Origin of the sequence: Vibrio palustris, from assembly GCF_024346995.1 — a bacterium.
Taxonomy (GTDB): domain Bacteria; phylum Pseudomonadota; class Gammaproteobacteria; order Enterobacterales; family Vibrionaceae; genus Vibrio; species Vibrio palustris.
In genome coordinates this window covers 1,122,349-1,135,929 of record NZ_AP024887.1, presented here as the reverse complement: position 1 = coordinate 1,135,929, position 13,581 = coordinate 1,122,349, and the positions used below count along the sequence as shown (strand labels likewise).

The window sequence follows — 13,581 nt, the reverse complement described above, 5'->3', positions numbered from 1 at the left end:
AGTCCGTCACCTCTTCTCGCATGATGAGAGTGTGTTAGTCACTTAAAGCACTGCGGTACATTTTTACATATTGCACCGCAGACTCTTGCCAACTAAAGTCTCGTTGCATCGCTCTTTGTTGCACTTCTAAAAGTGCCTCAGGTTGCTGCAAATAAAATAATAATGCGCGTTGCATGACAATGAGTAATGCGTGTGGTGTCGGTTCAATAAAGCCAAATCCCGTCGCTTCTTGCGGAAACTTATCATAATCGACGACGGTATCTTTTAGCCCGCCGACTTCACGAACAATAGGCAAGGTACCATAGGCCATACTATAGATTTGATTCAGTCCACAAGCTTCAAACTCGGAAGGCATTAGGAAAAAGTCGCCCCCAGCTTCAACTAAATGAGCTAACTCATTACTGTAAGTCTCCACGAACATAAATTTATCGCTATAACGATTAGCCAGTTGATGTAGAGTGGCGGCTATATTCGGTTCCCCCGTCCCCACAATCACCATTTGTACATCATTTTGCAAAAACTGTTCAATGATAGGCAGTAAATAATGGAAACCTTTTTGATGCGTTAAACGGCAGACCATGCCAAAAACAGCGACATCACTTCGCTCGGGTAAATCGACCGCTCGTTGCAAAGCTTGTTTACATGCATGTTTCCCTGAACGCAATGATTCGGTCTCCCAATGATAACGCTGTGGTAAATACTCATCCGTTTCTGGGTTCCACTCAGAGTAATCACACCCGTTAACAATACCGACCAAATCCCTTGCTCGACGAACAAAATCATCAACGAAACCATGTGCGCCCAGTGGCGTTAATAACTCATTGGCATAATTCGCACTGACTGCATTCACTTTATCAGCAAAGGCAATCCCTGCGCGCAACATACTCACTTGACCAGAGCCATAACGCAAGAACTCCATCCCATTGAGGTTCAATTCAGGAATACATTCTAGCTCTTGATAAGAAAACACCCCCTTAAAAATCGCATTATGAACAGTCAAAATACTTTTCGTATTGGCATAATAGTCATCATGCCGGTAACGGGTTTTGAGGAGAAAAGGAACAAACCCTGTATGCCAGTCATTGGTATGAATAATGTCAGGTTGTATATCAAGTTTTGGCAATACATCCAAACTGGCAGCAGCAAAGAAACTGAACCGTTCTCCATTATCAGCGTATGCTTGGTTATGTTCAGCATAAAGCTCTGGACGCTCAAAATACGCATCACAATCAATTAAGTAGACAGTCACACCATCTAGCTGTGTTTGACGTACTTGATAAACGGTATGTGGCCAATGAGACAGCTCGGTTTCTAAAATAACGGGAAACTGTTCTTTATCAGCAATTTTTTGATAACCAGGGAGCACGATCGCGACTTGATGACCTAAGTCAACTAAGGCTTTCGGTAGAGCTTTCGCCACATCCGCTAACCCACCACTTTTCACTATTCCTTGAGCTTCTGAGACAACAAACCAGAGGTTTATTTGGTCATTATTAGAATCCAACTTTCATTCCTTTTGCCACAACGACAATTCCACTGGGTGATACATTAAACCGTTCACGATCGGCATCAAGATCTTCGCCAATTACCGTACCTGGGGCGATCTCAACCCCCTTATCGATAATGGCTCGCTTGATAGTACACCCTGCACCGACTTTTACATCCCCTAAGATAACAGATTCACTGATGCAACAGCCAGTCGCAATATTGGTTCGATAACCTAATACTGACTTATAAATATCTGAGCCATGAATAAAACTGCCGCCAGAGACCATGCTGTCGGTAATTTTCACTTTTTGCTCAGACGAATCAACAAAAGTTGCGGGCGGTAAAGGTGGATAAAATGTGTGTAACGGCCAACTACGATTATACAAAGAAAACTTTTGATCATCGCCCAGTAAATCCATATGCGCTTCCCAATACGCCTCTACCGTACCGACATCGCGCCAATAATTATCGTGTTGTTCACCTTTAATCTTATTACTCGAAAAGTCATACACATAGACCTCACCCTTCGGATACATACGAGGAATTATATCATTGCCAAAATCGTGACTTGATTGCGGATCCTCAGAGTCAATTCCCAACTCACGGTATAAACTGTCCGTATTGAAAATATAATTCCCCATTGATACCAGCGCCCATTCAGGCTCGCCTGGAATGCATTTGGGATGACGCGGTTTTTCTTCAAAGCCAATCATGCGTCCTTCGGTATCAATTTCAATAATTCCAAAATCACTCGCTTTATCGACTGGCATCCGAATTGCCGATACCGTTAACTGGGCGTTAGACTGACGATGGAACTCAAGCATCTGACGAATATCCATTTTGTAGATATGATCAGAGCCAAAAATACACACTTCGTCCGGCTCAGCTAATTCAATAAAGCGTAAATTTTGATAGATAGCATCTGCTGTGCCTTCATACCAACGTTTACCGTCACGCATTTGTGCGGGAACCGGGTCAATAAACCGATCCGTTACACCACCAACATTCCAGCCTTTCTTCATATGTAAATATAAGGATTGCGACTTGAACTGTGTTAATACATAAACACGTAAGAGATCGGCATTCACAAAATTATTGAGTGCGAAATCAATTAATCGATAACTGCCACCGAAAGGTACTGATGGTTTACTTCTAGTTCCAGTTAAAGGCATCAAGCGCTTGCCTTCACCTCCAGCTAAAATCATACCTAGTACACCAGCCATTGTTTTCTCCATTACTTTTTATCGCTGCTTGTTCATCTTTGATAAAGACAACAACGTGACGTTCCATTTTCTATGCAGATTACTGTGCTCACTTTCATTTCGCACATCGAATGAGACACAATCACCGACTGAATGATTACGTATCGGAGTATTGTGTGTCCTCTCATTTGCATACTTCGTATAGATAACGGTTTGATTGCTTAAGTCCCGCCGTTTTCCACTGCCCTACTGAACCGACAAGCCCTTGTAATAAGGCCTTGCTATACCGATACAGAATTTTTAAGCGCTCTTATAAAAGTAGTCAACATATTGAAAATAGTGAGTTATTTTTGCAATTTTTCTGATAACAGAATGAAATCATATAAAAAATGCGAGTACGGTAGCAAAAAAAAAGAGCAGCAATAAATGCTACTCTTTTATCAAAAAGAAACGGATTGGCTATTTCTTTTTCTTACGCTTGTCCGTTACTTCCCATTTTCCATCCACATAGACGGCAGTCCAACCAGAAGGTTTGCCTTCATTTTCCGTTCTAACATAATGTTCTTTAGACTTACGACTAAAACGAACAACGGTAGGTAGTCCATCGGGATCGCTTTGCGGCGCATCAGCAAGGTATTTAAACTTCTCTGCTAAGCGTTCTTTGTACTGTGCTAGCTCTTGGACTAGCGGTGCTCGCGTCTCGCGGGATTTAGGGAAATTACTGGCCGCAAAGAACAAACCAGACGCACCATCACGCAACACAAAGTAGGCATCTGACTGTGTGCAAGGAAACTCAGGAAAATGCACCGGATCTTCTTTAGGTGGCGCCACATCCCCGTTGCGCAGTATCTTACGAGTATTAGTACATTCGTCATTCGTACAGGCCATATATTTACCAAAACGACCGTTTTTTAAGACCATGTCTGAACTGCACTTGTCACACTCGACCACAGGGCCATCATAACCTTTTAGCTTAAACTCACCATGTTCGACTTCATAACCTTCACAGTTAGGATTATTACCACAAACATGCAGTTTACGCTCTTCATCAATAAGATAGGCATCCATCGCTGTATCACAAATCGGACAACGTTTTTTCGCGCGCAACGCTGCGGTTTCTACGTCCTCTTCCAACACGTTAACAACGCCGTCTTCATCACCTAAATTAATGGTTGTTTTACAGCGCTCTTTAGGCGGTAATGCATAACCAGAACACCCTAAAAACACACCGGTGGAAGCGGTACGAATGACCATTTTACGGCCACATGTCGGACAATCAATATCTGTCTCAACCATATGGTTCGGCTTCATGCCACCATGTTCTTCATCTTGTTCAGCTTGTGCTAGGTTTTCACTGAAATCAGAGAAGAAACTATCCAACATGCCTTTCCAATTCACTTCACCGTCTGCAATTTGGTCAAGCTTCTCTTCCATACGTGCGGTAAAATCGTAATTCATTAAATCATCAAAACTGTCATCTAAACGATCAGTGACGATTTCGCCCATTTTTTCCGCATAAAAACGACGCTGGTCCACTTTGACATAACCGCGGTCTTGAATAGTTGAGATAATCGAAGCGTAGGTAGATGGACGACCAATGCCTCGTTTTTCTAACTCTTTAACCAGTGCTGCTTCTGTAAAGCGCGCCGGCGGCTTAGTAAAGTGCTGCTTGGGTTCAAGGGTCTGTAGAGTCAGCTCATCCCCGACTTTAACCGCCGGTAGAATTTGATCGTCATTTTTACCCAATGGACGCTGTACACGAGTCCAACCGTCAAACTTCAAAATACGGCCTTTCGCTTTCAAGGTATAATCAGCTGCTTTGACACTAATCGTGGTCGAATCATATTTTGCTGGCGTCATTTGACACGCGACAAACTGATTCCAAATCAACGCATACAATTTATGCGCATCTTTATCCATACCTTCCAGCTGAGATTCCAGCACTGATACGCTTGAAGGACGAATCGCTTCGTGCGCTTCTTGTGCATTTTCTTTACTGCCATAAACATTCGGCTTTTCTGGCAAATAAGCATCACCAAACTCTGCCGTAATATACTCCCGTACGTTACTCACAGCCTCTTGACTCAAGTTAGTTGAGTCAGTACGCATATAAGTAATGTAACCGCCCTCATAGAGGCGCTGAGCGAGCATCATGGTCTTTTTCACACCATAGCCTAGACGAGTACTGGCCGCCTGCTGCAGAGTCGAGGTGATAAATGGCGCACTTGGCTTACTGCTTGTGGGCCTATCTTCACGCTTGCAGACTTCATAACGTGCTTTTTCAAGCTCAGTTAATGCATCGGTTGCTTGCGCTTCGTTGACTGGCTTAAATGCTGCACCATCTTTCTGTGCCACCAGCAAACGGAACGCTTGATCGCTCGATGTTAACGTGTCGGCATGAATATCCCAAAACTCTTCAGGAGTGAACGCCTTGATTGAACGCTCACGTTCAACCAAAAGTTTAACGGCGACGGATTGCACTCGCCCTGCCGATAAACCACGGGCTACTTTTTTCCACAGCAACGGAGACACCATAAAACCAACCACACGGTCCATAAAACGGCGCGCTTGCTGTGCATTAACGCCGTCCATGTTTAATTCGCCTGGTGTTTCAAACGCCTGTTGAATGGCGCCTTTAGTGATTTCATTAAACACAACCCGTTTGTATCGCTCTTCATCGCCACCGATGAGCTCACGAAGGTGCCAAGCGATGGCTTCCCCTTCGCGATCCAAATCCGTTGCGAGATAGACAGCGTCTGCGTCTTTCGCTAATTTCTGTAGCTCGGAGACGACTTTTTCCTTACCAGGCAAGATCTGATAGTTCGCTTCCCAATCATGAAAAGGGTCAATACCCATTTTCTTAATGAGTGCGGCACGTTCTTTCTCTTTCTTTACCCGTGCTTTTTCTTCTGCACTTAAATGCTTCGTGGATTGAGGTGCTGCTTTTTTTCCGCCTGTCGACTGCCCTGCGGTTGGTAGATCGCGGACATGACCGACACTAGACTTTACGATAAAGTCTTTGCCAAGATATTTGTTGATTGTTTTGGCCTTGGCTGGAGACTCTACGATAACGAGTGATTTACCCATAATTTGATTCAAATGTCCTTAACCATAGTGCGAATGGTTCATCGCAATGATGTTCTACAATGTTGATTCTTTTTTTACTATCGAGGCAGATTACAAGAAGATCAACATGTTTTTTTAAAAAGCCTTTTATTTGTTCGACAATTCGTCGCATAACACAAACCAAAAAACCGACTTTTATCGCCATAATAAGAGCCGTCGACGACTCACGACAAACGACTGATATATAAGGATTGACAGCCTAGACAACGTATTTATTGCGCGCGGTCAAAGTACTCACACTTTATCTTAATTATAGTTACCTTATGATTTACAAGAAAATATCACTTATGTCACAAAAAAACGTCATATCCAAACGCGATTTATTAATGATTGCTAATCAAACCATCCAAGATCATGAACATTATATTGAAGGGATGCGCGCTACCGATGTCGAAGAAAACAATGAGATTTTAATTTTTAAAGGCCACTATTTTTTAGATGAACAGGGCTTACCTACGACCAAAACACCTGCTGTTTTCAACATGTTTAAGTATCTCGCCCATGAGTTTTCCGATAAATTTACGCTGCAAAACGAATAAAAGCCTCTGGTGAGGCTTTTATTGTGTTGTTATAAATATCGCTATTAACTGCTTAATTGTCTGAATTTATCAAAGTAATCAGGAAACGTTTTTGACGTACATTTAGGGTCGTTAATCGTTACTGGCGTTTGACTTAATGCCACTAAAGAAAAACACATCGCCATACGATGGTCATCATAAGTATCGATCGCCGCATGCTCGCATACCTCTGGTGGTGTAATCGTAATATAATCGTCACCTTCCTCAACAATGGCGCCGACTTTACGTAATTCTGTTGCCATTGCCGTCAAACGGTCAGTTTCTTTAACTCGCCAATTATACACATTACGTATCGAAGTCGTTCCCTTGGCAAATAGCGCCGTGGTGGCAATCGTCATTGCCGCATCAGGAATATGATTAAAATCCATATCAATGGCATCGAGATGACCGCGAGTGGCTTGAACATAATCTTCGCCCCACTCAATCGATGCACCCATTTTCTCCAGAGCATCTGCAAAGCGAATATCCCCTTGAATGCTGTGTTTGCTGATCCCTGTCACACGAATCGAGCCGCCTTTAATCGCTGCAGCAGCGAGAAAATATGAGGCCGATGAGGCATCACCTTCGACTAAGAAATCCCCAGGAGAAACATATTGTTGCCCAGATTTTACGACAAAGCTTTGGTAGTGATTATTTTCAACCACAACACCAAATTGGCGCATGATGTCGAGAGTTATATCAATGTAAGGCTTAGAAACAAGCTCCCCTTCAATCACAATTGTAATATCGTTATCTGCAAATGGAGCCGACATCAAAAATGCGGTTAAAAACTGGCTAGAAATAGAACCGTCAATCACGACTTCCCCCCCCTTCAATCCAGTACTATGAATCGCAAGTGGTGGGTAATTCTCATTTTCTAAATATTCAATATCCGCCCCAGCCGTGCGTAATGCATCGACAAGGTGGCCAATTGGGCGCTCTTTCATGCGAGGCTCACCGGTCAATACATAGTCTCCGTGGCCAAGACATAACGCTGCCGCCAATGGGCGCATTGCCGTTCCCGCGTTTCCGAGAAAGAGTTCAAGTGGTGTCTCGGTCGAAAATGGTTGCCCAAGCCCGTGTACCGTACACTCTGTTTTATCCGCTGATAGCTGATAATCGACCCCAACTTGTTGCAACGCTGCCAACATATGGCGAATATCATCGCTGTCTAGCAAATTGGTTAAACGAGTCGTGCCTTTTGCTAGCGCAGCTAGCAAAAGTGCGCGATTGGATACGCTTTTTGATCCAGGAAGATTCACAGTTCCTTGGATAATATTAATTGGTTCTAAGGTCAGGCTTTCCATTTATTGCTCTTGTCCTTGCTCCGCCCAAATAGATGAGTATTAGCCATGGGCAGATAAATTCTTCATGTCTGCAGATTAACGAAAAACGCGAGGCGATGCTAGTCCCAATCTGGAGTGATACATGCCCATTTCCCCTCGCCTAAAGTCCCATCAGTACCCTCTATTACATTTCTTTATCAACGCGAACGCCCTCATCAAAATACAAAATACGGACACTATCGCCTGAGCCAAATAGCATGTTAGGGTCCACATCTTGGATGACATCGATGAGCTTATCATCATGGGTCTTAATCAGCAGCTCAACCAGCTTGTCTTGCTGACGATAGATTGGGTCTGCCGATTGGGTATAACCAACGCCAGCGCCTGCCGCCGTCCCAACAACTGTCGCCAGGTCATTGCCATGCCCTGAACCAAACTGATGGCCAATCACACCACCAATAGCCGCGCCAAGTAAGGTTTCCCAACCACTATGGCTGGTCTTGGTTTGTTCCACGGTTTTGTCAGAAATATAACGCACGGTTTGTACCGCACCGAATACGACTTTATTTACGGGCCGCGCTTGATTACGCTGATAAGCGGCATTGGCAAATAGTGGAAAAATGACTACTATCCAAATCCACTTTTTCATTTTCGTCTCCTTATGGATAATGGGTTGTGTATGACAATTTACTTAACCGAACTTGCACCAGACGACTATACGTTTCCAGCACCACATGATGCCCTCGACGAACCTAACGGATTGCTCGCAATTGGTGGGGATTTACACCCACAACGTTTAGTCGCCGCATATCGTTCTGGTATTTTTCCCTGGTACGGCCCGGGAGAACCCATTCTATGGTGGAGCCCTGCTCCGCGTGCTGTGTTTAATACTAAGACATTCAAACCGAGCAAAAGTCTTAAAAAATTTCATAAAAAGTCAAATTATACCGTGAGCCTAAATCGCGCCACTTCTCAAGTTATTGAATTCTGTGCGGCGGTCAGGCCTGCGAGCGAGACTTGGCTCAACGATGATATGCGTCATGCCTATCAACAATTAGCCCTACAAGGCAATTGTCATTCTGTTGAAGTTTGGCTTGATGGTGAGCTGATTGGTGGTTTATATGGCATTATGATTGGACAAATTTTCTGTGGTGAGTCCATGTTCAGCCTACGAGATAATGCATCCAAAATCGCACTGTGGCATTTTTGTGAGTACTTCCAGCAATTAGGCGGACAATGGATCGATTGCCAAGTTATGAATCCTCATCTTGCGTCACTGGGGGCACAAGAGCTATCTCGGGAACAATTTTTAGAAATTTTGCTATGTTTAAGGGATAACGCCATCGATAGCCAATACTTACAACCTCGCTGGCTAACACATTCAACAACGTCGATATCTGACAAGGGTTCATCATGAATTCGGACATGCAACATATTCGGATCGGTTTAACGACACCGCATACGTGCAGTTACTTACCGGAACAACAAGAACGCCTAGCCGTGGCGATCGATGCAAGCTTACAAACGCCAGATAAGTTTGAATTACTTTTGGCGAACGGGTTTCGTCGCAGTGGCGATGTCATCTATCAACCTCATTGCCTCAATTGCCAAGCATGTGAAGCTTTGCGTATCGACATTCCTAGTAGCACGCCCTCTAAAAGCCAAAAACGATTGCTTAATAAAGCGAAACCGACCTTTCATTGGGAATTAAAGCCAAAAATGGACGAAAATTGGTTCAATTTGTATGCACGCTATATCAATACCCGCCATCGTAATGGTAGTATGTTCCCACCAAATCGAGAAAATTTCGCCGCATTTGCGCAGTGCGATTGGCTCAACACTCGCTATTTACATGTCTACGATAATCATCAACTTATTGCCATAGCAATAACTGACATTATGACAAATAGCGCAAGTGCATTTTATACATTTTTCGATCCAGATATACCCTTATCACTTGGTACACTTTGCGTACTCTATCAAATCGAAATGTGTAAAAAACAAGATTTACAGTGGCTCTATTTAGGTTACCAAATAGACGAATGCCCCGCGATGAACTACAAAGTGCGCTTTAACGCTCACCAAAGGCTAGTAAATCAGCGTTGGCAAGGGTAGAATACGCCACAACTTTACTTATTGACCTTTTAAGGGCACAATTGCTGCCGTTAAAAATTGCCTAATTTCTAAAGAGGATTAAATGGCTAAAGAAGACGTTATTGAGATGCAAGGCACTGTCCTTGATACTCTTCCAAACACAATGTTCCGTGTCGAGCTGGAAAACGGCCATATTGTTACTGCTCATATTTCTGGCAAAATGCGTAAGAACTACATCCGTATTTTGACTGGCGATAAAGTAACTGTAGAGTTGACTCCGTACGATCTCTCAAAAGGACGTATCGTCTTCCGTGCACGTTAATCTCTGATTCTCAGTTGTTACACAAAAAGGCAGGGCGAGTACCCTGCTTTTTTGTATTTACGCGACACGAGTTCCTTTATCAATCAACAGATAGTTGAGTTGATGTTATAAAAAAAGCGTGCCTCAGCACGCTTTTATTGTTTATCACTGTTTAATTAAGTGGCATCAGTCTACCTGAGCGGCTTGTTTAGAGCCTTGATAGTCAAAGGTCAAACTATCCCCTTCTAGAGCAACCCGTACGGTTCCGCCATCGACTAGTGAGCCAAACAACAACTCATTCGCTAACGGTTTCTTCAATTGCTCTTGAATAACACGTCCCATTGGACGAGCGCCCATTTCACGATCATAACCTTTATGAGCCAGCCAGTTACGTGCTTCCTCAGAAATTTCCAATGAAACACCACGCTGATCCAGTTGCGCTTGCAACTCAACAATGAATTTATCAACCACTTGAGCAATCACCGATTCCGCTAAATTATTAAACCAAATAACATGATCTAGGCGGTTGCGAAACTCAGGGGTAAACACTTTTTTGATTTCTGACATCGCATCGTGACTGTGATCCTGCTGAATAAGACCAATAGATTTCTTCACGGTTTCCGCGACCCCCGCATTGGTTGTCATCACCAAAATTACATTGCGAAAATCCGCTTTACGTCCATTATTGTCAGTCAGAGTACCATTATCCATCACCTGCAATAGCAAGTTAAATATATCTGGGTGCGCTTTTTCAATTTCATCAAGCAGAACAACAGCATGAGGGTTTTTAATCACGGCGTCAGTCAACAAACCACCTTGATCATAACCTACGTAACCAGGAGGTGCACCAATTAAACGGCTGACGGAATGACGCTCACCATATTCAGACATATCAAAGCGTAGCAGCTCAATACCCAGCACTTTCGCCAATTGTACAGTCACTTCTGTTTTACCGACCCCTGTCGGGCCCGCAAATAAGAATGAACCAACAGGACGATTATCCGCGCCCAATCCTGCTCGAGTCAGTTTGATTGATTCAGACAACACGTCAATCGCATCATCTTGCCCAAACACCATCATCTTCATTTTCGAATCGAGCACTTTTAACGTGTCTTTGTCTGAAGATGATACCGATTTCTCTGGGATACGCGCCATTTTTGCGACCATGGATTCAATTTCTGAAACCCCAATCGTTTTACGGCGTTTGCTCACCGGTAATAAGCGAATACGAGCGCCAGCCTCATCAATCACATCAATGGCTTTATCAGGTAAATGACGATCATTGATGTATTTCGCTGACAGTTCTACGGCAGCACGCAACGCTTTATTGGTGTAGCGAACATCATGATGGGCTTCGTATTTAGACTTGAGACCCGCCAAAATTTTAACGGTGTCATCGACCGATGGTTCAACTACATCAATTTTTTGAAAGCGACGTGACAATGCACGCTCTTTCTCAAAAATATTGCTGTGTTCTTGGTACGTCGTCGAACCGATACAGCGTAATTTTCCACTACTTAATAACGGTTTAATTAGGTTGGCCGCGTCAACTTGGCCTCCCGATGCTGCCCCCGCACCGATGATGGTATGAATTTCATCGATGAACAATACTGCATCTTTTTCTTTTTCCAATTGTTTCAAAATGGCTTTGAAACGTTTTTCAAAGTCACCGCGATATTTGGTTCCCGCTAATAACGAACCAATATCCAAAGAATAAATTACGCTATCTTTAATGACATCAGGGACATTGCCTTCCACTATTCTCCATGCGAGACCTTCAGCAATCGCCGTTTTGCCGACGCCAGCTTCTCCCACCAATAGTGGGTTATTTTTACGACGACGACACAACACTTGAATAGTGCGTTCTAATTCTTTATCACGACCAATCAAGGGATCAATCTGACCTTGCTTAGCCAATTGATTTAAGTTCGTTGCAAAACTCTCTAAACGCTCTTCACCCCCCGCTTCTTCCGCATTTTCTGGGCCAAACGCATCTGAAGAAGGATCTTCACTAGAACTTGATGCCTTGGTAATACCGTGCGAAATAAAGTTAACAATATCTAAACGGCTAACATCATTTTTTTTCAATAGATATGCAGCATGAGATTCTTGTTCACTAAAAATGGCCACCAAAACGTTAGCGCCAGTGACTTCACTACGCCCTGAAGATTGAACGTGGAAAACCGCGCGTTGCAATACACGCTGAAAACTCAAGGTAGGTTGTGTTTCTCGCGCCTCATCATCAGCCGGAATAAGCGGCGTCGTTTGGTCGATGAAAGTGTCAAGCTCACGGCGTAACGTTTCTATTTCTGCCTGACACGCGACTAATGCTTCCTTAGCTGCGTCGTTTTCTAACAACGCAAGAAGGAGGTGCTCCACGGTCATAAACTCGTGTCGTTTATCTCGAGCTCGTGCAAATGCACCGTTCAAGCTCGATTCTAGTTCTTTGTTAAGCATAAAGCCTCCTTAAAGAAACAACCACAGTATTTTTCATCTGTTCTATGATGTTACGCTTGCTCCATTGTACAGAGCAATGGATGCTCGTGCTCTTTGGAATACATCGTAACTTGAGCGACTTTGGTTTCTGCCACTTCAGCAGAAAAGGTGCCACAGACCGCTTTTCCTGCATAATGTACGGCCAACATAATTTGTGTTGCTTGTTCAATATCTTTTGAGAAAAATCGCTCTAAAACCTCGATAACAAAATCCATCGGGGTGTAATCATCATTATTTAAAATAACGTTGTACATCGATGGCGGCTTTAACGCCGTTTTTTCTTTCTCCAGTAAATCCGAGCCTGGAGTAACCCATTCAAAATTATTACTCATAATTGTATCGTGTGAGTGCTACCTATCTCTATTGTGCTCTGTCAGAACAATCAGTGCAATGCCAATGTACAACGAGAATGAACACTTAAGAGCACCAATACCCATTGCCCTTAATAAAAAGACTAATGCACCAATCTATCCCCTGCAAATAAAAGATGCTGATTGTGATCACTGCCCTATCTTCATGCACAAATGTGATTGTTATGACGCCTAACTGTGCCTGAGCAAGTTCTTCATCTCAAAGCAAACATAACGAAAAATCAACAGTTAACACAAAAACTTCATCTCATAAGCGTGACCAAAGCTCAAAATGAACAAATTTTCTGCAATTCTACTATTGACTGTCTGTCATCATTAGCTAAATTGGTCGAAGAGTGACTCATTTTAAGCGTAGATGGGTGAGCGAGTCACTGTGAGCCAATGATAATGTTGGTTACAGTCACCCCATAGAAACAATGCATGAGGGATGTAAGCATGGCGACAGGTACAGTAAAATGGTTCAATAATGCAAAAGGGTTTGGCTTTATTTGTCCTGAAGGCACAAATGATGACATTTTTGCGCACTATTCAACCATTCAAATGGAAGGCTACCGTACACTAAAGGCTGGTCAACAAGTTTCTTATGAAGTGGAAGAAGGCCCTAAAGGTTACCACGCAAGTACTGTTGTACCAATTGGAGGTGAGGCATCCAAATAGATG

Annotated in this window: 12 protein-coding genes; 5 read left to right on the top strand and 7 right to left on the bottom strand. The window is 43.3% G+C overall.

Going from position 1 to position 13,581, the window contains the following annotated elements; all coding sequences use genetic code 11:
* Positions 1–34: 34 nt before the first annotated feature.
* The 3 genes from glgA to topA form a co-directional block, all read right to left on the bottom strand.
* Positions 35–1,504 carry a glycogen synthase GlgA gene (glgA, locus tag OCU30_RS05500; RefSeq protein WP_077313246.1) on the bottom strand — a complete coding sequence of 490 codons (1,470 nt, stop codon included), beginning with the start codon at positions 1,502–1,504 and terminating at the stop codon, positions 35–37.
* On the bottom strand, positions 1,494–2,711 hold the full coding sequence (gene glgC, locus OCU30_RS05495; RefSeq protein ID WP_077313248.1) for a glucose-1-phosphate adenylyltransferase: 1,218 nt from the start codon (positions 2,709–2,711) through the stop codon (positions 1,494–1,496). Before glgC ends, glgA begins: the two co-directional genes overlap by 11 nt.
* Before the next feature lie 438 nt (positions 2,712–3,149).
* The gene (gene topA / locus OCU30_RS05490; RefSeq protein WP_077313250.1) at positions 3,150–5,777 is read right to left on the bottom strand and encodes a type I DNA topoisomerase; all 2,628 of its coding nucleotides are present in this window, start codon (positions 5,775–5,777) and stop codon (positions 3,150–3,152) included.
* 326 nt (positions 5,778–6,103) lie between these two features.
* Here topA and OCU30_RS05485 point away from each other — a divergent pair, with 326 nt between their 5' ends.
* The gene (locus OCU30_RS05485) at positions 6,104–6,355 is read left to right on the top strand and encodes a DUF2498 family protein (protein ID WP_077313252.1); all 252 of its coding nucleotides are present in this window, start codon (positions 6,104–6,106) and stop codon (positions 6,353–6,355) included.
* Between the two features lie 44 nt (positions 6,356–6,399).
* Here the strand turns inward: OCU30_RS05485 and aroA are convergent, their stop codons facing one another.
* Entirely contained in the window at positions 6,400–7,680 is a 1,281-nt protein-coding gene (gene aroA / locus OCU30_RS05480; RefSeq protein WP_077313254.1) for a 3-phosphoshikimate 1-carboxyvinyltransferase, read from the bottom strand.
* A 163-nt stretch (positions 7,681–7,843) separates the two neighbouring features.
* Positions 7,844–8,308: an outer membrane lipoprotein gene (locus OCU30_RS05475; RefSeq protein ID WP_077313256.1), complete on the bottom strand. Its 465-nt coding sequence runs from the start codon at positions 8,306–8,308 to the stop codon at positions 7,844–7,846.
* A 30-nt stretch (positions 8,309–8,338) separates the two neighbouring features.
* Between OCU30_RS05475 and aat the strand changes: the two genes are divergently transcribed.
* The 3 genes from aat (at position 8,339) to infA (ending at position 10,075) form a co-directional block, all read left to right on the top strand.
* Complete coding sequence (gene aat / locus OCU30_RS05470) at positions 8,339–9,076, top strand: leucyl/phenylalanyl-tRNA--protein transferase (protein WP_077313258.1); 738 nt, start codon at positions 8,339–8,341, stop codon at positions 9,074–9,076.
* Positions 9,073–9,774 carry an arginyltransferase gene (locus OCU30_RS05465; RefSeq protein ID WP_077313260.1) on the top strand — a complete coding sequence of 234 codons (702 nt, stop codon included), beginning with the start codon at positions 9,073–9,075 and terminating at the stop codon, positions 9,772–9,774. Before aat ends, OCU30_RS05465 begins: the two co-directional genes overlap by 4 nt.
* Positions 9,775–9,856: 82 nt before the next feature.
* Positions 9,857–10,075, top strand: a complete 219-nt coding sequence (gene infA, locus OCU30_RS05460) for a translation initiation factor IF-1 (protein WP_077313262.1) — start codon at positions 9,857–9,859, stop codon at positions 10,073–10,075.
* A gap of 165 nt (positions 10,076–10,240) precedes the next feature.
* Here the strand turns inward: infA and clpA are convergent, their stop codons facing one another.
* The gene (gene clpA / locus OCU30_RS05455; RefSeq protein ID WP_077313264.1) at positions 10,241–12,511 is read right to left on the bottom strand and encodes an ATP-dependent Clp protease ATP-binding subunit ClpA; all 2,271 of its coding nucleotides are present in this window, start codon (positions 12,509–12,511) and stop codon (positions 10,241–10,243) included.
* Between the two features lie 50 nt (positions 12,512–12,561).
* On the bottom strand, positions 12,562–12,882 hold the full coding sequence (clpS, locus tag OCU30_RS05450) for an ATP-dependent Clp protease adapter ClpS (RefSeq protein WP_077313266.1): 321 nt from the start codon (positions 12,880–12,882) through the stop codon (positions 12,562–12,564).
* A gap of 474 nt (positions 12,883–13,356) precedes the next feature.
* Between clpS and cspD the strand changes: the two genes are divergently transcribed.
* Positions 13,357–13,578, top strand: coding sequence for a cold shock domain-containing protein CspD (gene cspD, locus OCU30_RS05445; RefSeq protein WP_077313268.1), 222 nt, complete (start codon positions 13,357–13,359; stop codon positions 13,576–13,578).
* Positions 13,579–13,581: the final 3 nt, after the last annotated feature.